The following is a 23742-nucleotide window of genomic DNA, read 5'->3' as shown; positions in this document are numbered from 1 at the left end:
TAAAATCGTTTTGTCGACTTCATCAACCTGCGAGTATCCACACAGATTGCTTGATAAATTTTTAAAGAACGTGACCGACTTTCATCTGGTCAGGGCTGCGTATTCTACAGAAGCCCTTTTCGGCGTCAAGCCCTTTTTTGATGAACATTTTCAACTGTCGTTTTAATGTTCGGGCTCTTGCCTGGACAGGGTTAACAGGCTGCTTTCGCTGCCGTTGTGCCCTGTCAGTGGAGGCGCATTATAGGGGGCCAGAACTTTTGTGCAAGGGCTTTTTCCATCTTTTTTCGATCTTTTTGCGATCTGTTACGCTGCACACAAGTCTTACAGATCTTACCCCCAGAGTTATCCACAATCGCGCATTTTATCGACTGTTTCGGCCTTCGTCTGGCTATATCAAAGATCAAAGGGGAACTTGTAAAGATCAAAGATCAAAGGGGAACTTGTAAAGTTACTGTCTATAGCTAAACAACAGATAAACAAAAGGCAGCCATGGGGCTGCCTTTTGTATTAGTGCGCTTATCAGGTCAACTTGCCGTGGCACTGTTTGTACTTTTTACCTGAACCGCAGGGGCAAGGATCGTTACGGCCAACTTTCTCGCCGTCGCGTACCTGAGGCACATGTGATGCCATTTCTGCCAGCTCGCTGTTGTCGCTGGCCATGGATTCAGCGGCAGCGTGTTGATATTCGCGCTGGATACGCGCTTCTTCTTCACGGCGACGGGCTTCCATTTCCTCTACATCGGACTGGGCCTGTACCTGTACTTTAGACAGAATCGCAATCACATCATGCTTGAGTGACTCCAGCATCTGTTGGAACAGCTCAAAGGATTCGCGCTTATATTCCTGCTTGGGGTTCTTTTGCGCGTAACCACGCAGGTGAATACCCTGACGCAGGTGATCCATGGCTGCCAAGTGCTCTTTCCACAGACCATCGAGGGTTTGCAGCATCACGGCCTTTTCGAACTGGCGCAGCACTGGGGTGCCGACCATTTGCTCTTTGGCCTGATAAGCCTGACGCCAGGTATCGACGATACGCTCACGCAGAGTTTCTTCGTGCAGGTCGTCTTCTTTATCCAACCATTCCTGAATTGGCAACTGCAGACCAAACTCATGAGCCAGACGCTCTTCCAGACCCGGAACGTCCCACAGCTCTTCTACTGACTGAGGTGGAATGTACTGACTTACAAGGCCATCAATTACATCGGCCTGAATGTTCTGAATGGTTTCTTCGATGCTTTCGGCATCCATCAGTTCGTTACGCTGGGCATAAACCACCTGACGCTGGTCGTTGGCTACGTCATCGAACTCGAGCAGTTGCTTACGGATATCGAAGTTACGCGCTTCTACTTTACGCTGGGCGTTTTCGATAGCACGGGTCACCCATGGATGCTCAATGGCTTCGCCTTCTTCCATACCCAGCTTCTTCATCATGTTGGCTACACGCTCAGAAGCGAAGATACGCATCAGGTTATCTTCCATCGACAGATAGAAGCGGGAAGAGCCCGGATCGCCCTGACGACCGGAGCGACCACGCAGCTGGTTGTCGATACGGCGTGATTCGTGACGCTCAGTACCCAGAATGTGCAGACCACCGGCTTCTACCACAGCATCGTGACGCTGCTGCCAGTCGGCGCGTACTGCGGCAATCTGTTCGGCGGTTGGGTTATCCAGCGCCTCGATTTCAGACTTCCAGTTACCACCGAGCACGATGTCGGTACCACGACCGGCCATGTTGGTGGCTACGGTCACTGTGCCCGGGCGACCAGCCTGGGCCACGATATCTGCCTCTTTCTCGTGGAACTTGGCGTTCAGTACCTGATGGGGGATCTTGTCCTGGTTCAACAGACGCGACAGCAGTTCCGACTGTTCGATTGAAACGGTACCCACCAACACTGGCTGGCCACGTTCACGGCAATCTTTGATGTCGGCGATGATGGCCTGGTACTTCTCACGGGCAGTGAGGTAAACCAGATCAGGCATGTCTTTACGCACCATGGGGCGGTTGGTTGGCACCACTACGGTGTCCAGACCATAAATATGTTGGAATTCGAACGCTTCGGTATCGGCTGTACCTGTCATACCGGCCAGCTTCTCGTACAGACGGAAGTAGTTCTGGAAAGTAATGGACGCCAGGGTCTGGTTTTCGTTTTGGATGCGTACGCCTTCTTTGGCTTCAACCGCCTGGTGCAGACCTTCTGACCAGCGACGACCTGGCATGGTACGGCCGGTATGCTCATCCACAATCACCACTTCATCGTTTTGCACCACATAGTCCACGTCCTTTTCGAACAGGGTGTGGGCACGCAGGGCGGCGTTAACGTGGTGCAGCAAAGAAATGTTGGCGGCTGAATACAGCGAATCACCTTCCGCCAGCAGGCCAGCTTCGGTGAGCAGTTGCTCAACCTTTTCCTGACCACGCTCGGTCATGTGTACCTGACGGGCTTTCTCGTCGATGGAGTAGTCGCCTTCACCCACGAACTCTTCGCTGTCTTCTTTGTCCTGACGCACCAGATTAGGGATCAGCTTGTTGACGCGGATGTAGAGCTCAGAGCTGTCTTCGGCGGCGCCGGAGATGATCAGCGGCGTACGGGCTTCATCGATCAGGATGGAGTCCACTTCGTCGATAAGGGCGTAGTGCAGTGGACGCTGAACGCGATCGTTTGGCGAGAAAGCCATGTTGTCGCGCAGATAGTCGAAACCGAATTCGTTGTTGGTGCCGTAGGTAATGTCGGCATCGTAGGCAGCTTTTTTGTCGGCATGGCTCAGACCGGCGACGTTGATGCCCACGGACAGACCGAGAAACTCAAACAGCGGACGGTTGTTTTCGGCGTCGCGGCGAGCCAGGTAGTCGTTCACCGTGATCACGTGTACGCCTTTTCCTGTCAGTGCGTTCAGGTAAGCCGGCAAGGTCGCGGTCAGGGTTTTACCTTCACCGGTACGCATCTCGGCGATGCGATTGCTGTCCAGCACCATACCACCCATCAGCTGCACGTCGAAGTGGCGCATCTCGAACACGCGCTTGGATGCTTCACGCACGGTGGCGAAAGCTTCGGCCATGATGTCGTTGAGGCTTTCGCCTTTTTCCAAACGGGCCTGGAACTCGGCAGTCTTGGCCTTGAGTTCCTCATCGGAGAGCTTTTCGTAGTCGGCTTCCAATGCGTTAATTTTTTGGACAACTTTACCCAGCTGTTTCAGGGTGCGGTCGTTACGGCTACCGAAAATTTTTGTCAGTACATTAAACATCTGAATACTTATCTCAATCTAGGCCAAGTCCCTGGTCGAGTCTCACAGCCAAAGTTGTTAACCTGCCTTGCGGTAGACGTACTTTCTCGGGTCCACTTGCTGACCCGACCGCAACACTTCGTAGTGCACATGGGGACCAGTCGAACGACCGGTACTGCCCATAGTGGCAATTTTCTCACCCTTGGCGACCACATCACCTACAGCTACTGACAAAGTTTTATTGTGTCCATACCGGGTACGCAGACCATTACCATGATCTACCTCCACCAATTGGCCATAACCGAACATGTCTCCGGCCCATGTCACCACACCACCGGCGGTAGCGATGACATCGGCCCCCTCTGAGCCAGCGAAGTCTATGCCTTTATGCATGGTTCTTCGGCCGGTAAAGGGATCATTGCGTAAACCGTAGGGCGACGAGAGATAGCCTTTGCTGACAGGGCGCCCTGATACATAACGTTCTTCATCTATATGGAGATTGGCTGCCACAGTTTCAAGTAGTGCCAGCTGAGCGTCATTGTTATCAATTCTGAGTGCCAGCTTATTCATGTCTTCGATAAGCTGACCAATTTCGATGGCAGAGCCGAGATCGGATGAACCACCCACACCGGCTTCGGCGGAGAAGTCAAACTGATCATCAAGCTTGTAATTCTGGGCAACATGCTGACCCAAGGCTTCGAGGCGAGTGATTTTCGCCTGCATGCGCGCCACATAGGCGGTCAGGGTTGCGAGTTGGGATTCGGTAGCGTCCTTGAGTTCCAGCACTTCGCGTTTTTGGTTTTCGCGGGCCTGACGTTCACTGTCTACACTGGCCTGCTGGCTTTCGAACCGGGCATTATTGTACTGGTACAAGCCGGCTCCGGTGGCGAGCAACAACACCGGCAGCAACAACCAGCGTTTGCCGGGTTGCCAACGGGTAACGCCGCTGCGACCTTGAATAAAAACTGTTACACTCATAGCTTCAGTCAGCCATCTTCTTATTGAATGAAAAAGTTACCTCAGGACCTTGCTGCACTCATGCACAACACAGGCACACTGCCGGATATCGCCGAAAAGGCAGAGTTGCTGAACAATCTGGATCACATCGTAAAACAGATGGTTTCAGGTCCGGTTGCGGAGCAACTCAAGGTAGCAAATCTCCGCCACGGTACTCTCGTTATAGAAACGGCTACGGCCGCCTGGGCCGCCCGAATCAACTTTCAAAAGCCTATGCTTCTCAAACAACTGCAGGCTGAAACGCTCCCAATGCTTACCGCTATTGACGTTAAAGTCAACCCGGCGCTGGCACAGTATCGACCAAAAGCGCCGATTAACACCAATCAGTTGAGCGAAACGGCCGCAGCCCACATTGAAGCCCTGGCCGAGCACACCGAAGGTAGCCTGGGCCAGAAACTGAAACGGCTGGCTGCATTGGCCAGCCGTCACAGGCAGTCATAAATCCATTTGTTGCTCAGGCAAGAACCACACTGCCTGGCATGGCGAAGCTGACAGGTGCGTCGGCTTCTTTGTCAAAGCTCACCAGTTCCCAGGCATCTTGAGCGGCAAGCACCGCCCTGACCAATTGGTTGTTCAGGGCGTGGCCGGTCTTATAGGCACAAAACTCACCTATGATGGCATGACCGGCGACATAGAGATCGCCAAATGCATCCAGGATCTTGTGCTTAACGAACTCGTCCTCATAACGCAGGCCATCGGGGTTGAGGACGCGGTATTCATCAAGCACAACGGCATTTTCCATGCTGCCACCCAGCGCCAGATTGTTGGCACGCAGGTATTCGATATCGCGCATAAACCCAAAGGTGCGGGCACGGCTGATATCTTTCACAAAGGCAGTCGAGGAAAAGTCCATCACCATATGCTGCTGGCTGCGCGCGATCTCAGGGTGGTTGAAGTCAATGGCAAAGTTGACTCGAAACCCCTGGAACGGACGGATTTCCGCCCACTTGTCGCCGTCTTCCACGCGTACGGTGCGCTTGATACGCAGATATTTTTTGGCCGCTGACTGCTCCTGAATACCGGCGCTCTGCAGCAGGAATACGAAGGGGCTGGCACTGCCATCCATAATCGGGATTTCAGGCGCGTCCACTTCTATAACGGCATTATCAATGCCGAGACCTGCCAGGGCGGCAAACAGGTGCTCGATTGTTGAAATGCGAACACCTTCATCATTTACCAGAGCCGTACACATGGTGGTTTCCCGAACCATATTCGCCTTGGCTGGAATGGCCACGGCTGGGTTCAGGTCAGTACGCATCAGTACGATCCCTGTATTGATAGGCGCGGGTTTAATGGTGAGCGTGACCTTGTTACCGGAGTGCAATCCAACACCGGTGGTCTTAACCATTTCTTTAACTGTTCTTTGAAAAATCATTCAGTTACCCGTTTTTGCATTCAACAATTCACTGTCACTCAGGCAGTCGTAAACGACAGCCGGAGAGTCGGCTGGTCAGACATGCTACCACAAGTCTGGCATTTCACAAAAAGTACGCTACTTCGCCAGCGCTCTGTCTGTACCGCTTTTTTTACTCAGTCTGCCTGTTTGCGCAGGAAGGCTGGAATATCCAGGTAATCAAGTTCGTTCTTGGGCGCAGGGGCAACCTGAGGTGCTGCCGAGGGTACGGCGTTACCTTTGGCCGCTGGCTGAGCCTGGAATACCGGCTCTTCGGCCACGAAGGCTTCAACCTTTGGCTCAACAACCACAGGCTCCGGACGAGGCTGAACCTTAGGTACCAACTGGATATCAGGCTTCTTCTCGGCACCGATACCGGTCGCAACTACAGTAACGCGCAGCTCATCGCTCATCTCTGGATCGATAACGGCACCCACCACCACAGTGGCATTGTCAGAGGCATAAGCCTTAACGTGGTTACCTACGGTTTCGAACTCTTCAATGGTCATGTCCATACCGGCGGTGATGTTCACCAGCACGCCACGGGCACCGGCCAGGTCGATGTCTTCCAGCAGTGGGCTGGCAACAGCAGCTTCGGCAGCTTCTTCGGCGCGGTCTTCACCACGGGCAACACCGGTACCCATCATGGCATTACCCATTTCGGACATAACGGTTTTCACGTCGGCGAAGTCGACGTTAATCAGACCCGGACGGGTGATAAGCTCAGCAATACCCTGCACAGCGCCAAGCAGTACGTTGTTGGCCGCTGCGAAAGCGTCCAGCAGTGAAGTACCGCGGCCCAATACCTTGAGCAGCTTTTCGTTGGGAATCGTGATCAAGGAATCTACGTGCTTGGCCAGCTCGTTGATGCCCTGCTCGGCATAGGCCATACGCTTCTTGCCTTCGAACGGGAACGGCTTGGTCACCACGGCTACGGTCAGAATGCCTTCTTCGCGTGCCACTTCGGCAACCACTGGCGCAGCGCCAGTACCTGTACCACCGCCCATACCGGCGGCGATAAAGATCATGTCCGAGCCCTTGATGGCAGCGCGGATGCTTTCTTTATCTTCTTCGGCGGCCGCACGGCCCACCTCAGGGTTGGCACCGGCACCCAGACCCTTGGTCACATCACGACCCAACTGGATGGTCTGGCCTGCGGCAGATTTGCGCAGCGCCTGTGCGTCAGTGTTGGTTGCAACGAACTCAACACCTTCAATATTGTGCTTCACCATATGCTCGACGGCGTTGCCACCACCGCCACCAACGCCGATGACTTTAATCACCGCCTCGTCGGAATGAGTATCCATGATCTCAAACATGGTCTAAATCTCCATTTGCCTGCGTTAGTTAAAATTCACCTTTAAACCAGCTCTGGACCCGATTCCAGACACTGGTCACCCCCTGACGCTGCGGCCGCTCGTATTGCCTCTCGAGCACCCGGCGTGCGCCATAATGGAGCAGCCCCACCCCGGTGGAGTAAATGGGCTGATCCACATATTCAAACAAACCTTTCACCGGCAGTGGCGATGCCACCCGAACCGGCATACCGAACACAGCTTCGGCCACATCGACGGCACCCTCGATGGAGGATGTGCCACCGGTGAGCACTATGCCCGCGGCAATCTGGTCTTCCAGTCTGGCCCCGCGAAGCTCCTTGAGCACCAGTTCAAACAGCTCCTGGTATCTTGGCTCCACCACCTCTGCCAAGGTGTGGCGGGACATGGTTCTGGAAGGACGCCCACCCACTGACGGCACTTCAATGCTGTCTTCGCGGCTGACCATGGCACTGCGCGCACTGGCGTACTGCACCTTGATTTGCTCCGCGTGGGACAAAGGCGTTCTGAAAATCTTGGCGATATCATTGGTCACCTGGTTACCGGCCACCGGCACCACGGCGCAGTGACGCAGGGCGCCATTGGTGTACACAGTGATATCCGTGGTACCGCCACCAACGTCCACCAGGCACACGCCCAGATCTTTTTCATCGTTGGTCAGCACCGCATCGGCTGAGGCGATACCGGAAAACACCAAGTCGTCGACCTTAAGGCCGCAGCGCTCCACGCTCTTGGTGATGTTCTTGGCCATATCGTTGGCACAGGTAACGATATGCACCTTGGCTTCCATGCGCATGCCCGACATGCCGATGGGGCTCTTGATGCCTTCCTGCACGTCGATGGCGTATTCCTGCGGCAGCACATGCAGGATGCGACGCTCGGTTGGGATCTTCACCGAACGCGCGGTGTGGATGACGTTGTCCACGTCTTCCTGGGTCACTTCTTCATCGTTGATAGACACCATGCCGCGCTCGTTCTGGCAGGCGATGTGCTTGCCGGAAATCGACAGATACACAGACGACACCTGGCAGTCAGCCATCAACTCGGCCTGATCCAGCGCCCGCTGCACACTGCGCACGATAGAGTCGAGGTCGTTCACCCCGCCCTTGTCCATCCCCCGTGAAGGGTGATTGCCAAGACCCACAATGCTGATCTCTCCGTCAGGCATGACTTCGCCAATGATCGCAGCGACCTTGGCGGTACCTATGTCCAATCCGACTATCAGATTTCTATCCTGGTTCTTGGTCATCAGTTAGCGACTCTCTTGTGTTGTCTCATCCCAGCCTACGGCCAATCCTGTGTCGTAGCGCAAATCCACCCTGGCCACAGCCTTGGTTTGCTTTGCCAACGTCGGGTACACATTGATAAAACGTTGCACCCGCGCCATCTTGTCTTCTCTGCCCAATTCGAGCGTGATGCCGCTGTCGAGCACGGCGATCCAGGCGTGTCTTGGACTCAGGCTCAGGCTCTCAAGCCCAAAGCCGTTAATCTTCAACAGTTCGGCCACTTGCCGATAGGCGGTCAGTACCTCGGCCGATCTGGCCTCGGGTCCCGACAGCTTGGGCAGCTGCTCCAGCCCCGGCTGGGTGGGCGCACTGAACACTTCGCCGTGCTCGTTCACCCAGTCCATGCCATTCCAGCGGGCTACCGCCTGCTGCTCTTGCAAATACACCTTGATGCGCGCCGGCCAAACCCGCCGCACCGTGGCCTTGTACACCCAGGGCAAAGCCTCGATGGCCTGCTGGATTTCCGCCACGTCCGCACTGAAAAAGCTGCGTTGCATCAGTTTTTCCATGGCAGAGCGGATTTCATCCTCGGTGGTGTAAACCCGCTCGCCTTTTATCACCAGCGCCTCAATCGGCAAGGCTTCGGCATCGTTCAAAAGCCCATGGAGCCGATAACCGCTGTAGCCCAGCATTCCCAGCACCAACAGGAAAAACCCAAAGCCGGTGATGAAATACCAGTTCAGCGCCTTAAGCCTGGGCAGTATTGGCTGTCGCGGCGCCTTGACCTCTTTGGTCCGCTCTTCCCGGGAAGGTCGTTTCCGGGGCTGCGCTTTTTCTCTTGCCAAACCCGGCTCCTCAGCGACCCACCGCAGGGGAACCGGCCATTATATAGACCCGGGATCTCAGGTCAAAGGCCAAAAGGAACAACCACTTAACTGGCGAATATTTCAGCAGCATCTAGTTGTTGTCCGCCTTGTCGAACCCCAGTTGGCTCGCCGCCAGCTCACGGGACAGGGCACCGATATTGCCCGCCCCCTGACACAGCAGCAGATCGCCATCTTCCAGCACATCCGGCATCACAGCCGCAAGCTGCTCAGGGCTGGCAACAAAAATCGGTTCCAGCTGGCCGCGCTGACGAATCGAGCGGCACAGTGCCCGGCCATCGGCGCCGGGGATCGGCGCTTCACCGGCGGCATACACTTCAAGCAGCACCAGCTTGTCCACCTGAGACAGCACCTCGACGAAGTCTTCGTACAAGTCCCGGGTACGGGTATAGCGGTGCGGCTGATAGGCCATTACCAGACGCTTGTCCGGCCAACCGGCACGGGCAGCCTTGATGGTGGCGGCCACTTCGCTGGGGTGGTGACCATAGTCGTCCACCAACATCACTTCGCCCTTGGGAGTATCGAACTTACCCAGGTGCTGGAAACGGCGGCCAATGCCCTGGAATTCGGCCAGCGCCTTGACGATAGCCTCGTCTTCAATTTCATCTTCGGTCGCCACCGCAATCGCAGCCAGGGAGTTGAGCACATTGTGCTGTCCCGGCAGATTCACCTTCAGCGACAGGTCATCCTTGCCCTTGCGGCGCACGGTAAACCGGCAGCTGTGGCCTTCCTGAACAAAATCCAGCGCCTGCACATCGGCATCGTCACTGAAGCCGTAGGTCACTACCTGGCGGCCAATGCGTGGGATAAGCTCGCGCACCACAGGATCGTCCACACAGACCACGGCCACGCCGTAAAAAGGCAGGTTGTGCATAAAGTCCACAAACGTGGATTTGAGCTTCTCGAAGTCGCCGCCGTAAGTATCCATGTGGTCGGCTTCGATATTGGTCACCACAGTCACCATCGGCTGCAAATGCAGGAAGCTGGCGTCACTCTCGTCAGCCTCGGCAATCAGATAGCGGCTCGAACCCAAGCGGGCGTTGGTACCGGCGCTGTTGAGCAGACCGCCAATCACGAAGGTTGGGTCGCGGTCGGCCTGACCATAAATACTGGCAATCAAACTGGTGGTGGTGGTTTTACCATGGGTACCGGCCACCGCCACCCCATGGCGATAACGCATCAGCTCGGCGAGCATTTCGGCGCGGCGCACCACGGGAATACGATTGGCCTTGGCAGCCAGCAATTCCGGGTTTTCTTTGTTGATGGCGGTGGATACCACCACCACGTCCACACCTGCCACATTATCGGCACCATGGCCGATAAAAATACGGGCACCCAGACCACCAAGACGCTCGGTCACGGCGTTGTTCGCAATATCTGAGCCGCTGACCTGATAGCCTTCGTTCACCAGCACTTCGGCAATCCCACCCATACCGGCGCCGCCAATGCCCACAAAGTGGATTCGGCGTACCCGGCGCATCTCGGGGATCATGGTACGAAGCTGTCTGTACTTCTCTGTCTGTGTCATAACCAACCTTTACTTAGCCAGCTCGCGGCAAACGTCAGCCACTCGCTCGGTGGCATCCAATACGGCAGCCGCTCTGGCTCTTTCACCCATACGGGTCAATTCTTCACGGTCGCCGGCAAGCAATCTGAGCTTGTCGGCCAATAGCTCGGTGGAAGCGATGGGCTGGGGCACCAAGAAGGCCGCACCGGCATCCACCAGCACTCTGGCATTCATAGTCTGATGGTCATCCACCGCATGGGGATAAGGCACCAGAATGCTCGGCAATCCCACCGCAGCCAGCTCGGAAACTGTCAGGGCGCCAGCCCGGCACAGCACCACATCAGCCCAGCGATAAGCCGCTTCCATATCATCAATAAATTCAGCGATATTCACGCCGCCGTCCTGCCCCAGCTCCTGGTATGCCACCTGTACGGCCGCCAGGTTGTTTTTGCCGGTCTGATGCCAGACGGTCACGGCCTGTTCCTGCGCCAAACGCGCTGTCACGGCAGGCATCAGGTCATTGAATACCTTGGCGCCAAGGCTGCCGCCAACAACCAGCACCTTGAGCGCATCGCTCTGCACCTGACGGGGTTTGGCCCCCAGGGCCACCAACTCATCCCGAATCGGATTCCCCACGGTTTGCCCCTGAGTGCCAAAAGCACCGTCAAAGGCGCACAGCACCCGGCTGGCAATGCGGGACAAAAGCTTATTGGTCATCCCCGGAATGGCATTTTGCTCATGCAGTACCAGCGGGATGCCGCACAGCTTGGCAGCCACGCCGCCCGGACCACTGGCGAAACCGCCCATGCCCAGCACCACATCGGGCTTAAAGCTCTGGATAACCTTTCTGGCCTGCATCACTGAGCGCAGGATTTTCACCGGCGCCGCCAGCTTGCGCAGCAAACCATTTCCACGCACGCCCTGAATATCGATAAAGTCGATATCGAAGCCATGCTGTGGAACCAGACGAGCCTCCATACGATCGGCGGTGCCCAGCCAGCGAACCTGCCAGCCTTCACTCGCCAAACGACGTGCCACCGCCAGCGCAGGAAATACGTGACCACCGGTACCACCGGCCATCACCAAAAGACGTTTTCCTGACTGCGGGCCCATTAGAGTCTCCCCTGTACCGCCTGAATTTGACTCAGGCGTTTTTCATAATCGATACGAAGCAAAATACACACGGCCGAGGTCATCACCCACAGGCTTGAACCACCGTAACTGACAAACGGCAGTGTCAGCCCCTTGGTGGGCAGCATGCCGATGCTCGCGCCCACGTTCACCACGGTCTGGAAGCAAATCCAGATGCCGATGGCATAAGCAAGATACCCCTCAAAGGCGCGCTCCAGTCCCAGGCATTCGTTGCCGAGGCGAATCGCTTTGAGCGCTACGAACAGCAGCCCGGATAGCACCAGCACAATGCCAACAAAGCCCAGCTCTTCGCCAATCACCGCAAAAATAAAGTCGGTGTGAGCCTCGGGCAGGTACTCCAGTTTCTGAATACTGTTACCCAGTCCCTGACCAAACCAGTCACCGCGACCATAGGCAATCAGCGACTGCACCAACTGATAACCGCTGCCAAACGGGTCTTCCCATGGGTCGAGGAACGATGTCACCCGTCGCATCCGGTAAGGCTCCAGCAGTACCAGCGCCACAAACGCCAGCACTCCGGCAAAAATCAGCGCGAAGAAGTCCAGCATCCGCGCGCCAGCCAAAAACAGCAGCCCCACTGTGCCCACAAACAACACAACTACTGTGCCCAGATCCGGCTGCGCCAGGATCAGCAGGGCATACAGAGCAAACACCGCAATCGGCTTATAAAATCCCTTGGCGTTTTCACGCACTTCCTGCAGCCGCCTGACCAGATAACCCGACAGGTAAATGGCAAACACCAGCTTGGCCATCTCAGCCACCTGAATCCGGATAGGGCCAACGCTGAGCCAGCGTTTGGCGCCGTTTACCGTGGTACCCACCGCCAGCACGGCAACCAACAACAGAAACACCCCGAGCAACAGAAACGGGCTGAATTTTTGCCAGGTCTTCATCTCAACCCTGAGCACCACGGAGGCGATAACCACGCAGCCCAGCAGATAAAACACATGGCGGTACATAAAATGGAACGGATTATCTTTCAGGCTTTGGGCTTCCGGCATCGAGGCCGACATCACCATCACAAAACCAAATGCCATCAGCGACAACACAGCAGTCAGCAGCGATCTGTCATACAGCTGCGAGCCGGGGGCCTTCTGACTCCCGAACCAGCCTGACCAAAAATGACCGCTGCGCTCAAACAGATTGAGCTGTCTGCTGTCACTCGCCATAGACCCGCTCCACATTGGCCCTGAAGTCATCACCCCGGGCCATAAAGTTGGCATACATATCCAAGCTGGCGCAGGCTGGCGACAACAGCACTATGTCACCGGGATTGGCAAGCGCCTTGGCCTTATCCACCGCCTCGGCCATGTTGGCCACACGAATCGCGCCTTCCTTAAGCTCGGCAATCTTGTCGCCGTCACGCCCCAGGGTAATGAGGTGCGTCACCGAGGCAAATGCTGTCCGCAAGGGTTCAAAATCGGCGCCCTTGCCATCGCCACCGGCGATAAGAATGATGTCGCCCAGGTGATCCCTGAGGCCATTCAGCGCCGCCGCTGTGGCGCCTACGTTGGTGGCTTTGGAGTCGTTGACCCAGGCGATGTTGTCGTGGTTCGCCACCAGCTCGCAGCGATGACTGAGACCTGTGAACTCACGGGCCACTTTGACCATGGCCTCGCGAGAAATACCGGCCGCTTCGCACAGCGCCATGGCCGCCAGCAGGTTGGCATGGTTGTGGGCACCAATCAGGGCTACATCCAGCAAGTTCATGATTTCACTGGTGCCGTGATAGACCTTGCCATCCATCAGCCCCCATTCATCCCCTTCGGGAATGCCAAGGCCGAAACTGGTGGTATGACAGGGATCGTTCGGCTCTGTAGCCAGATCGTCACGGTTGAACACACTCAATTTTGACTGCGGATAGATACGCAACTTGGCCTGACGATAGGCTTCCAGATCGGCGTATCTGTCCATATGGTCTTCGCTGATGTTCAGACAGGTGGCGGCAATGCACTTGAGGCTGTGGGTCGTTTCCAGCTGAAAGCTCGACAGCTCAAGCACATAAAGCTCGGCAGACTGAGACAGCAAATCCAGCGCAGGCACGCCTATGTTGCCGCCCACGGCCACTTTTTTACCGTCGGCCGCAGCCATGTCGCCCACCAGGGTGGTCACAGTGGATTTACCGTTGGAGCCGGTAATCGCCAGCACGCAGGGGGCTCGCTCAGTAAGCTCGCGGGCAAACAGCTCCACATCGCCAATCACTTCGATGCCCATATCCATGGCAGCGCGCACCTCGGGGGTATCCACCGCAATGCCCGGGCTGATGATAATCTGCTGCGCCTGGACCAGATGACGGCAATCAAAGCCGCCACTCACCAGGGGCACATCCGGAAATTCGGCTGCCAGTTTATCCATGCCCGGCGGCTGGCGACGGCTGTCCATCACCAGCGGCGCAATGCCTTTGCCAGTCAAAAAGCGCACCACAGACAGCCCCGTGGCACCCAGGCCCAGCACTATGTGTGTATGTGGCTTATCCAGCGGCAGACCCATAAATTACCTCAGCTTCAACGTGGCCAGACCAAGCAGCACCAGGAACAGGGAGATAATCCAGAAACGGACAATCACCCGCGGCTCCGGCCAGCCCTTGAGCTCATAATGGTGGTGAATTGGTGCCATGCGGAAAATTCGCTGACCGCGCAGCTTGTAGGATCCCACCTGCAGGATCACTGACAGGGTTTCCATCACAAACACGCCGCCCATGATCACCAGCAGGATTTCCTGACGAACCAACACAGCGATGGTGCCAAGTGCAGCGCCCAGCGACAGAGAACCCACATCGCCCATAAATACCTGAGCTGGGTAAGTGTTGAACCACAAAAAGCCCAGACCCGCGCCCACAATGGCAGTACAGACAATCACCAGCTCGCCGGAGCCCGGCAGGTAAGGCACGTGCAGATAGTTGGCAAACTGCACGTGACCGGACAGATAGGCAATCAGCGCAAAGGCCGCCGCCACCATCACGGTAGGCATAATCGCCAGACCATCCAGACCATCGGTGAGGTTCACCGCGTTACTGGCCCCCACAATGGTGAAATAAGTCAGCACAATGAACATCAATCCAAGCTGCGGCAGAATGTCTTTGAAAAAAGGCACCACCAGCTGGGTTTCGCCCGGATGCTTGGCCGAATAGAACAGGTAAAAGGCAACCAGAATGGCCGCCAGCGACTGGAAAATGTATTTCCAGCGGGCAATCAGACCCTTGGGATCTTTGCGAACCACTTTGCGGTAATCGTCGATAAAGCCAATCAGACCGAATGAGCCCAGTACAAACAGCATGACCCACACGTAGCGGCTGCCCAAATCGCCCCACAGCAGCACACTGATAAAGATACCGGCGAGGATCAGCAAACCACCCATGGTTGGGGTGCCGCGCTTACTGAAATGAGACTCTGGGCCGTCGTTGCGAACCACCTGACCGATTTGCAGCAACTGCAGGCGCTCAATCAGTTTTGGGCCCCACCAGAGGCTGAACATAAGCGCAGTCAGCAGCGCCAGAATGGCCCTGAAGGTCACATAGGAAAATACGTTGAACCCAGAGTAAAACTGGGTCAGATACTCGGCCAGATAAACCAGCATTTATACTAACTCCCCGCGCCCGTGGGCGGCCGTTAAGGCCTCTACAACCCGCTCCATGGCGGCGCTGCGAGACCCCTTCACCAACAGGGTCACTTGTCCCTCTACCCCGTTGATATGTTTAATCAAATTGCTCACCAGAGCATCCAGCTCCACGAAGTGTTCACTGCCGAATGCCTCACTGGCTTGGCGGCTTAAGCTGCCAAGGCAAAACAAACTGTCGAGACCGGCTTCCTTCGCCCGCTCACCCAGTTGCCCATGCAAAAGGGCAGCATTGTCGCCCAATTCACCCAAATCGCCCAGTACCAGGATCCGGTTTGCACAAATTTCCTTCAGCCAGTCGATAGCGACGCCAACCGAGTTGGGGTTGGCATTGTAGGTGTCGTCCACCACAGTGATACGACCAAGCTCCACCGGCAGCATGCGGCCCTTAACAGGAGCGAGCTTGCCAAGGCCTTGGGCAATCTCATCGAGAGCCAGCCCAAGGGCAATACAAATGGCCGCAGTGGCCAGCGCGTTATGTACCTGATGGCGTCCGGCCAGTGGCAAGGTCACCCGGGCATGGCTGCCGCCATGACAGAGCACAAAGCTGTGGCGACCAAACGCATCACAGGCCACTTCACGGGCGGTCACATCGGCATCGCTGCCAAGGCCAAAACGCAGCACCTGTTTGCCCTGCAATTTGGCGAGCATCACATCGGCGTAGCGGTCATCGGCATTCACTATGCCCACGCCGTCCTCGGCCAGATGGTGGTAAATCTCTGACTTGGCCTGAGCCACACCGGCCTCGGAGCCAAAACCTTCCAGATGCGCGCTGCCAACGTTGTTGACCAGCGACACCCTTGGGCGCACCAGAGACGAGGTGTAATCAATTTCACCCTTGTGGTTGGCGCCCAGTTCAAATACTCCAAACTCGTGGCCCGCTTCGAGGCGCAGCAAGGTCAGCGGCACGCCGATTTCGTTATTGAAGTTACCAGCGGTGAAGAGTACCGAGTGGCGCTGTGCCAGCACTGTGGCCACCATTTCTTTCACGCTGGTCTTGCCGTTGGAGCCGGTGAGCGCCACACATACCGGATTGACGCGGTCACGCACCAGCGCGCCGATGCGACCCATGGCTTTCTGCGGGTCAGCAACCAGCAACTGCGGCACGGCGAACGGCAATTCACGCTCAACCAGCAAGGCGCTGGCGCCCAGCTCAACCGCTTTGTCAGCAAAGGTATGGCCATCAAAACGCTCGCCCTTGAGCGCCACAAACAGGCTGCCCGGGGTCATTTGGCGGCTGTCACTGCTTAAGTGATGTATAACCACATCCTCACCCAGCAGGGTACCGTCGGTTGCATTGGCCAGTTCTGACAACTTCAGCGGGATCACGATTTCTCCTCACAAAGCGCCTTTGCCAGGGCGCGTTCATCGTATTGGTGTTTCACTCCGGCGATTTCCTGATAGGTTTCATGGCCTTTACCGGCCAGCAGGATAAGGTCACCGGGATTGGCCAGCGCCACAGCACGGCGGATAGCCTGAATGCGGTCTACTTCGAACTGCGCATCTTCGGGCGCCTTCAGTCCGGCCTTCATATCATCGAGAATGGCCTGCGGATCTTCACTGCGGGCATTGTCGGAAGTCAGCACCAGCTGATCGGCAAAACGCTCGGCTGCCGCCGCCATCAAAGGACGCTTGCCTTTATCACGATCGCCGCCGCAGCCAAATACAATCCACAGCTGACCTTCGCAGTGATGACGCGCCGCCTTGAGCGCTTGCTCGATAGCATCCGGAGTGTGGGCGTAATCGACCACCAACGACAGACCATCTGCGCGGGGGAAACACTCCATCCGACCGGGCACCGGCGTCAGTTTTGCAGCCGCCTGCACCAGAGACCCGGCGCTGTAACCAAGCTGGTTCATCGCGCACAGGGCAGCGAGCAGGTTGGACAGGTTAAAGGCACCAAGCAGACGGCACTCGAGGGCAAATTCGCCTTCGGGGCACACCAGGTTGGCGCTGAATCCGGCATGGTGGAAGCGGGCCTGTTCAAACCGCCAGGCGGCCTTGGGATGCCCTTCGCAGCTGAAACCCACCGCGTGCCCCATTCCGGCAAACCAGCCTTCGCCTACGGCGTCGTCCAGGTTGATCACACTGGCCTTAAGGCTGCCAAAGGAGAACAACCGACGTTTGGCTGCGCCGTAGTTTTCCATGTCACCGTGGTAATCCAGGTGGTCGCGGCTCAAGTTGGTAAATACCGCCACCTCAAAGGGAACGGCTTCAACCCGTCCCTGCACCAGCCCGTGGCTGGAGACTTCCATGGCACATACCCTGGCGCCGCGAGTTTCGAAATGGTGTAAATCCGCCATCACCCGAATGGGGTCGGCGGTGGTGTTACCCACATCTTCAAGCTCGCCCCAAAGGCCATTGCCGAGGGTACCCATGACCGCTGCGCGGCTGCCGAGCTGCTCAGACAGCTGGGCAATCAGTTGGCTGACCGAGGTCTTGCCATTGGTTCCCGTGATACCGACTGTGTGCAGCTTACCGGGAGTCAGCTCATAGTACTGACGGGCCAGCGCCGACACCTGGCGGCTGAGCTGGAAGAAATGGATCACCAGCCCCTGCTCACGCTCCACCAATCCATGGGCCGCAGGGTCATCTGTGTGGGTCAGTACTGCCGCGGCGCCTTTGGCAAGGGCGGCAGCGATAAAATTGCGGCCATCTGCGGCATGGCCGGGAATGGCCACAAACAGGCCGCCTTCGCTGACCTGACGACTGTCGAGCACAGGTGCATTAACACTTTCAGTACCGGCATAGTGGAACCAGGGCGCCAATAAATCTTTCAACAGCATCATTCGGCCTCCCGTCCGTTGGCAGCCAATTGCATCTGTTCGCGGGAGCTGATGGGCTCCACATTCAGCATTTGCAGCGCACCGGCCATCACCTTGGCAAACACAGGCGCCGACACGTCGCCGCCGTAATATCTGTCGCCCTTGGGCTCGTTAATGACCACGGCAATGGCAAGCCTTGGGTTGTTCACAGGCGCCACGCCGGCAAAGGTTGCCAGGTAATCATCACCATAGCCGCCAGCCACGGCTTTACGGCTGGTACCGGTTTTACCGGCAACCGGATAGCCATCGATATGGGCCTTAAGCGCAGTACCGCCCTGCTCGGTTACGCCCACCAGCATGTGCAACACTTCGTCGGCAACCCGCTCAGAAATCACCTGCTGACCTTCCGGCTTTTGTTTGAGTTTGAGAATGGTAGCGGGATACAGGATGCCGCCATTGCCCAAAGTGGCGTACATCCGCGCCAGTTGCAGCGTAGTAGTGGTAAGGCCATAGCCGAAGGCCAGGGTCGCACGTTCAAAATCAGACCAGCGATGCTTTTCACGGATAAGCCCGGCGCTTTCACCCGGCAAACCTATGCCGGAGTAATTGCCCAGACCTATGGAATAGTAAGTCCCCAAAAGCTGCTCTACCGGCATGCCGAGTGACAGTTTGGCCACGCCCATATTGCTTGATTTAACGAGAATTTTCGTCAGCGACATATCGCCATAGTTGCGCGAGTCACGCACCTGGCGACCACCAATCCGCATCCAGCCCGGAGACGTGGAAATCACTTCACTTTGCTTGACGGTACCGGATTCGAGCGCCGCTGCCACCACGAAGGGCTTCACCGTGGAGCCGGGCTCAAAGGTGTCGGTCACGGCGCGGTTACGCATCTTGAAGCTTTGCCAGTCGTTGCGGCTATTGGGGTTGTAAGACGGGGTGTTGGCCATCGCCAGCACCTCGCCGGTATGGATATCAATCACCACCACAGAACCCGAGGTAGCCTGATGCATCTCGGTGGCGCGCTTAAGCTCGCGGTAGGCCAACTGCTGAATACGCTGATCGATACTGAGCACCAGATCGTTCGGGCTTTCACCTTCCTGAACAATATCAAGGCGTTCCACCACATGGCCATCACGGGATTTACGTACTTTCTGCTTCGAGGGCGTACCTGTGAGCCAGTTGTTGTAGGTGCTTTCAATGCCTTCGATGCCCACATCGTCGATATTGGTCACGCCAATCAGCTGAGCCGTGATTTCACCTGCTGGGTAATAGCGGCGCGATTCAGGTTTGAGGTAAACGCCGGGCAGCTTGAGCTGACGGATATAATCCGCCACCGCCGGAGTAATTTGACGCTTGAGGTAAGTAAAACGCTTGGCAGGATTGTCCTGAACCCGGGCAATCAGCTCGTCGGGCTTTTCGTGCAGCACATCGGCAAGCGCCTGCCAGCGTCGCATATCGGCGAAGCCGTCTTTGTCATGCACTTCTTTGGGATCGGCATACACGGCCTGCACCGGCACACTCACGGCCAGCATTTCACCGTTTCTATCGGTGATAAGGCCGCGCTGCACTTCACTGCTGCTGGTACGCAGGGTGCGCATATCGCTTTCGTGACGCAGACGGTCGGGTTCAATCAATTGAATATAGGCGGCGCGACCCACCAGACTGGTAAACAGCAAACACACAAAACCCACCACCACGTATAAACGCCATGGAATGGGTTGTGCTTTCTGATTGCGTTTTGCCTGCCTGCTCATGGCACTCTCACAACCACTTCTTCATTGGGAAGGGGTCTGACCATATTCAATTCCTTTGTCGCTATCCTTGTTATCCTGCTGTGCTCTGCCAGGGATTGTTCCTCGAGCAGCAGGTTGCGCCACTCAATGTTCAATCTGTCCCGCTCTTGCATCAGCCGCGCCTCTTCGGAGGTGAGTTTGCGACTGACATGACTTGTATATACAACTAAAACACCATGGGCCATCACCAGCAGCGCCAGCAGGACTATCCACTTGTGGTGCCACAAATCCAACAACACAACACGTGGCAAATCCAGTTGCTTACTCATCCGCAGATCCTCAGTAAGGCAGGCGTTCTGCCACCCTGAGCACCGAGCTGCGGGCTCTGGCGTTACGCTCAATCTCTTCATCGGACGGTTTCATCGCCTTACCCACAGGCAGCAGCATCCGCGACTTATTCAGCTGAGCCTCGGTTACCGGCAAGCCATGGGGCAACTCTTCCCCTTGACTGTGACGGCGGATAAAACGCTTCACGATTCTGTCTTCCAGCGAGTGGAAGCTAATCACCGACAGACGACCTTCCGGAGCCAGCACCTTGAGCGCGCCTTCCAGCGCCTGATCGATTTGCTCAAGCTCGCTGTTGATGTAAATGCGAATGGCCTGGAACACCCGGGTGGCCGGATGTTTGTTGCGCTCTTTGCTTTTGGCCACTCTGGCAATCAGATCCGCCAGTTCCTTGGTGCGGGTAAAGGGCGTTTTCTCCCGATCGGCGGCAATGCAGCGCGCGATATGACGGGCGTTGCGTTCCTCACCGTAGGTTTTAAATACCCAGGCCATGTCTTCGATTTCGGCACGGGCCAACCACTGGGCAGCGGTTTCGCCCTGGGAGTTGTCCATGCGCATATCCAGCGGACCATCGCGCAGGAAACTAAAGCCACGCTCGGCGTCGTCCAATTGCGGCGACGACACTCCCAAATCCAACAGCACCCCGTTAATCTTGCCCACCAGCCCCAGGTCTTCGACGTAAGAGGCCAGCTGACCAAAGCCGCCATGGACAATCTGAAAGCGGCTATCGTCGGCAAATTGTTCGGCCGCCTTGATTGCCTGCGGATCGCGATCGATGGCTATCAGGCGCCCATTGGGACCCAGGCGGGACAACACTTCTCGGGAATGACCGCCACGGCCAAAGGTGCCGTCGATATAAATGCCGTCCGCATGGATGTTGAGACCGTCCACGGTCTCAGCGAGCAATACGGATAAATGGGCAAATTCCTGGCTCATGGCTCTCTTCTTATCTTTTTGTATTCACTGTTACAGTGAAAAATCAGCGAGACGCTCATTGGCGGCCAGATCACCGGCGCGGATAATATCCTGCGCATCTTGGATCTGGGCTTGCCACTGGGCTTCGTCCCACAGCTCAAATTTGTTCAATTGCCCCACCAGCATGGCCTTCTTCTCCAGCTGGGCGTACTGACGCAACGGCGGCGGCAACAGCAACCGACCATTGCTGTCCATTTCTATCTCGTGGGCATAGCCGAGCAACATCCGCTTAAGCGCGCGCTCGGTGGGCTGGGTATCGGACAGCTTCAGCAACTTGGCTTCAATCAGGCTCCACTCGCTGGCTGGATAAATCAGCAGACAGTTCGCCTGAATATCCACGGTAATGACCAGCTTCCCCTCATGAGCAGACAGCAGAGGGTCGCGGTATCGCGTCGGAATCGCGATCCGTCCTTTGGCATCAAGATTGATTGCACTGGCCCCTCTGAACACTGGTGGCTGTCCCCCCTGTTGAAGTTGTTCGATCCACAAAGATCCACAATTTCCCACAATTGCTAAGTGTAGGGACAGTGCGCAACCTATGTCAAGGGTGCAAAATTGCTATAAATCCAGACGGCAAGCGGCCTCGCGCGATGTTCAAACTTTGTTGTTCGCGTGGGGAAAAGTGGCAAAAATTTGCTAAACGGTGGAAAAAACACACATTAAATGCCAGTGAATTTTTGATAATGTGCCCGGGATTGTGGAGCACTGTCCCATTTTGCAGACAAAAGGTGGATTTTCGACCTTGAATTGGCGCACACAAATCTGTGAAGATGCGTGACACCTTCGACTGATTTCCCTCTGTTCATGGCATCGATCACACAAGTTAGACGCTGGCACCGACTGTTGGCGCCCCTGATAGGTTTGCAAATCCTGCTCTGGAGCCTGAGTGGCGCCTACATGGTGCTGACCGATATTGAAGATATCCATGGCGATCATCTCATTGATGAGCCAGTACTGGTCATCGACCATGGCCAGGTTCAACTGACCTTTGCCAACGTACAAACACGCTATCCCGATGCCATGCATATCCGCTTGAAACAAACTGAGCATGGGCCTGTGTACTTCTTTACAGATGCCAGCGGCATCAAGGCCCTGGATGCGACCAGCGGCGAGCCCATTGCGCCACCGGATGTGGCGGCGATAAAAGCCAGAGCCAAGCTTGTATATACAAGTAATGAGCCCATTTCGAACATCACTCTTTATCAGGATGAAGCGCCGGCTGAAATGAGCCCCCGGCATCTGCCGATGTACCGGGTTGATTTTGATGCCCCACTGGCGCCCAGCCTGTATTTCTCAGCCATCACCGGGGAGCTTGTCGGCAAAAGATTCGACGGCTGGCGCCTGTTCGATGTGCTGTGGATGCTGCACATCATGGATTACGCCGAGCGTGACAATATCCACAACAACCTGCTGCGCGTCGCCTCTGTATTGGCACTGCTGCTTGCGCTCACCGGCACCTTGCTTGCCTGGCGCAGTCTTACTCCGGCAGTGAACTCCGCAGACGTGCCAAAGCAGGAGGCTAAGCGATGAACTGGTTGAAGCTTCATCTATACCTTGCTGCCCTGTGCGGCTTGCAGATGCTGCTGTGGCTGGGTTCTGGCCTGACGCTGAGCCTTATTGACGAAGACTATCTCGATGCCAACCGTTATCGCGTCAATGACATGGCCAAGACGACAGGGGCGCCGCGCCCCTTCGATCCCGATGGGCTTTCCCTGCCGGCTCAGGTCAGCGAGATCCGCCTCGACAGCCTATTGGCACGGCCGGTGTATCGATTGAAGCTCGGTGAGCAAAGCATGAGCCTGTGGGCAGATACCCTGGCGCCGCTTGAGCTGGACGATGCGCTTCTGCGGCAAATTGCCGCGGCCAGTATCAAGGCGCCGCTGACCAAGCGGCTACAATATCTGCCCGGTGATGCGATTGGCTTTCCCGGCTCGGCAAAAGTCGCCTTGTTTCAGGCACAAACCGACAGAAATACCCGGGTATTGGTTGATGTTGAGTCAGGTAAGCTGTTGGCGCACAAAGACAAAGGCTCAGATTTAAAAGAGCTGCTGCTGATGCTGCATTTTATGGACTATGCACCGGGCAATGGCATCGGCTTTAACCATATCGGCATCCGCCTGTTTGCGTTACTGACCTTGCTGATGGCGCTGTCGGGCACTGTGGTGGTGTGGCAGCGCTGGCGGTCAGGCTTTTATCGCTTGAGTAAGGCAGCGGCCTGCGAAGCACTGCCTTCCCTCAGCGTGCTGGATACCCAGGGTAATGAGCTTGGCCGCTTTAGCTCCGGCGCCTCACTGCTCGAAACCATCAATGCCAAAAGCCCCTTACTGCCAACCCAGTGCGGCGGCGGTGGCAGCTGCGGCATGTGTGCGCTGGTATTTATCGATACGCCGCCCGCACCAACCGAGGCAGACATTGAGCGTCTAGGGAAAAGAGTTGAGCAGGGACAACGACTTGCGTGCCAGCACGGCGCTTATCACGGCCGGGTCAGCCTCGCCAATAAAGCTCAGGAGCGCTATTGGCAAAAGCAGCGTGGCACCTGTGAACCGGACGCCAGCAAAAATGTCTAAATAT

20 protein-coding genes are annotated in these 23742 nt (G+C 56.3%); 3 read left to right on the top strand and 17 right to left on the bottom strand.

Annotated features, from left to right (window positions below):
- Positions 1-519: 519 nt before the first annotated feature.
- Together secA and MJ923_RS18910 are read right to left on the bottom strand one after the other, a co-directional pair.
- On the bottom strand, positions 520-3243 hold the full coding sequence (secA, locus tag MJ923_RS18915) for a preprotein translocase subunit SecA (RefSeq protein WP_240592435.1): 2724 nt from the start codon (positions 3241-3243) through the stop codon (positions 520-522).
- A 57-nt stretch (positions 3244-3300) separates the two neighbouring features.
- A complete protein-coding gene (locus tag MJ923_RS18910) occupies positions 3301-4200 on the bottom strand; it encodes a M23 family metallopeptidase (RefSeq protein WP_240592434.1) in 900 nt (299 codons plus the stop codon).
- A 27-nt stretch (positions 4201-4227) separates the two neighbouring features.
- On the opposite strand from MJ923_RS18910, the gene MJ923_RS18905 reads away from it, so the two are divergent.
- Complete coding sequence (locus MJ923_RS18905; RefSeq protein WP_240592433.1) at positions 4228-4680, top strand: DUF721 domain-containing protein; 453 nt, start codon at positions 4228-4230, stop codon at positions 4678-4680.
- 13 nt (positions 4681-4693) lie between these two features.
- Here the strand turns inward: MJ923_RS18905 and lpxC are convergent, their stop codons facing one another.
- From lpxC to mraZ, 15 genes are all read right to left on the bottom strand, one after another.
- Positions 4694-5614, bottom strand: coding sequence for a UDP-3-O-acyl-N-acetylglucosamine deacetylase (lpxC, locus tag MJ923_RS18900; RefSeq protein WP_126169196.1), 921 nt, complete (start codon positions 5612-5614; stop codon positions 4694-4696).
- A gap of 155 nt (positions 5615-5769) precedes the next feature.
- Entirely contained in the window at positions 5770-6951 is a 1182-nt protein-coding gene (gene ftsZ, locus MJ923_RS18895) for a cell division protein FtsZ (RefSeq protein ID WP_126169195.1), read from the bottom strand.
- A 28-nt stretch (positions 6952-6979) separates the two neighbouring features.
- Positions 6980-8215: a cell division protein FtsA gene (gene ftsA / locus MJ923_RS18890; protein WP_126169194.1), complete on the bottom strand. Its 1236-nt coding sequence runs from the start codon at positions 8213-8215 to the stop codon at positions 6980-6982.
- 3 nt (positions 8216-8218) lie between these two features.
- A complete protein-coding gene (locus MJ923_RS18885) occupies positions 8219-9037 on the bottom strand; it encodes a cell division protein FtsQ/DivIB (protein ID WP_335925343.1) in 819 nt (272 codons plus the stop codon).
- A gap of 112 nt (positions 9038-9149) precedes the next feature.
- Positions 9150-10604: a UDP-N-acetylmuramate--L-alanine ligase gene (gene murC, locus MJ923_RS18880; RefSeq protein ID WP_240592432.1), complete on the bottom strand. Its 1455-nt coding sequence runs from the start codon at positions 10602-10604 to the stop codon at positions 9150-9152.
- A gap of 9 nt (positions 10605-10613) precedes the next feature.
- Positions 10614-11696 carry an undecaprenyldiphospho-muramoylpentapeptide beta-N-acetylglucosaminyltransferase gene (gene murG / locus MJ923_RS18875; protein WP_240592431.1) on the bottom strand — a complete coding sequence of 361 codons (1083 nt, stop codon included), beginning with the start codon at positions 11694-11696 and terminating at the stop codon, positions 10614-10616.
- On the bottom strand, positions 11696-12904 hold the full coding sequence (gene ftsW, locus MJ923_RS18870; RefSeq protein WP_126169191.1) for a cell division protein FtsW: 1209 nt from the start codon (positions 12902-12904) through the stop codon (positions 11696-11698). The genes murG and ftsW overlap by 1 nt, the downstream gene beginning before the upstream one ends.
- On the bottom strand, positions 12894-14213 hold the full coding sequence (gene murD / locus MJ923_RS18865) for a UDP-N-acetylmuramoyl-L-alanine--D-glutamate ligase (RefSeq protein ID WP_240592437.1): 1320 nt from the start codon (positions 14211-14213) through the stop codon (positions 12894-12896). Before murD ends, ftsW begins: the two co-directional genes overlap by 11 nt.
- A gap of 15 nt (positions 14214-14228) precedes the next feature.
- Positions 14229-15311, bottom strand: a complete 1083-nt coding sequence (mraY, locus tag MJ923_RS18860) for a phospho-N-acetylmuramoyl-pentapeptide-transferase (RefSeq protein ID WP_126169190.1) — start codon at positions 15309-15311, stop codon at positions 14229-14231.
- Positions 15312-16679 carry a UDP-N-acetylmuramoyl-tripeptide--D-alanyl-D-alanine ligase gene (locus MJ923_RS18855; protein ID WP_240592430.1) on the bottom strand — a complete coding sequence of 456 codons (1368 nt, stop codon included), beginning with the start codon at positions 16677-16679 and terminating at the stop codon, positions 15312-15314.
- Positions 16676-18139, bottom strand: coding sequence for a UDP-N-acetylmuramoyl-L-alanyl-D-glutamate--2,6-diaminopimelate ligase (gene murE / locus MJ923_RS18850; RefSeq protein WP_240592429.1), 1464 nt, complete (start codon positions 18137-18139; stop codon positions 16676-16678). The genes MJ923_RS18855 and murE overlap by 4 nt, the downstream gene beginning before the upstream one ends.
- Complete coding sequence (locus MJ923_RS18845; RefSeq protein WP_126169187.1) at positions 18136-19872, bottom strand: penicillin-binding transpeptidase domain-containing protein; 1737 nt, start codon at positions 19870-19872, stop codon at positions 18136-18138. Before MJ923_RS18845 ends, murE begins: the two co-directional genes overlap by 4 nt.
- Entirely contained in the window at positions 19869-20180 is a 312-nt protein-coding gene (gene ftsL, locus MJ923_RS18840; protein WP_240592428.1) for a cell division protein FtsL, read from the bottom strand. Before ftsL ends, MJ923_RS18845 begins: the two co-directional genes overlap by 4 nt.
- Positions 20181-20190: 10 nt before the next feature.
- The gene (gene rsmH / locus MJ923_RS18835; protein ID WP_240592427.1) at positions 20191-21132 is read right to left on the bottom strand and encodes a 16S rRNA (cytosine(1402)-N(4))-methyltransferase RsmH; all 942 of its coding nucleotides are present in this window, start codon (positions 21130-21132) and stop codon (positions 20191-20193) included.
- A 30-nt stretch (positions 21133-21162) separates the two neighbouring features.
- Positions 21163-21621, bottom strand: a complete 459-nt coding sequence (mraZ, locus tag MJ923_RS18830) for a division/cell wall cluster transcriptional repressor MraZ (protein ID WP_126169184.1) — start codon at positions 21619-21621, stop codon at positions 21163-21165.
- A gap of 393 nt (positions 21622-22014) precedes the next feature.
- On the opposite strand from mraZ, the gene MJ923_RS18825 reads away from it, so the two are divergent.
- Together MJ923_RS18825 and MJ923_RS18820 are read left to right on the top strand one after the other, a co-directional pair.
- Positions 22015-22701, top strand: coding sequence for a PepSY domain-containing protein (locus MJ923_RS18825; RefSeq protein WP_240592426.1), 687 nt, complete (start codon positions 22015-22017; stop codon positions 22699-22701).
- A complete protein-coding gene (locus tag MJ923_RS18820) occupies positions 22698-23738 on the top strand; it encodes a PepSY domain-containing protein (RefSeq protein ID WP_240592425.1) in 1041 nt (346 codons plus the stop codon). Before MJ923_RS18825 ends, MJ923_RS18820 begins: the two co-directional genes overlap by 4 nt.
- The last annotated feature ends 4 nt before the right edge of the window (positions 23739-23742 follow it).

This window comes from Shewanella zhuhaiensis (assembly GCF_022484835.1).
GTDB lineage: Bacteria > Pseudomonadota > Gammaproteobacteria > Enterobacterales > Shewanellaceae > Shewanella > Shewanella khirikhana.
This window is presented reverse-complemented; position numbering and strand designations above follow the sequence as displayed.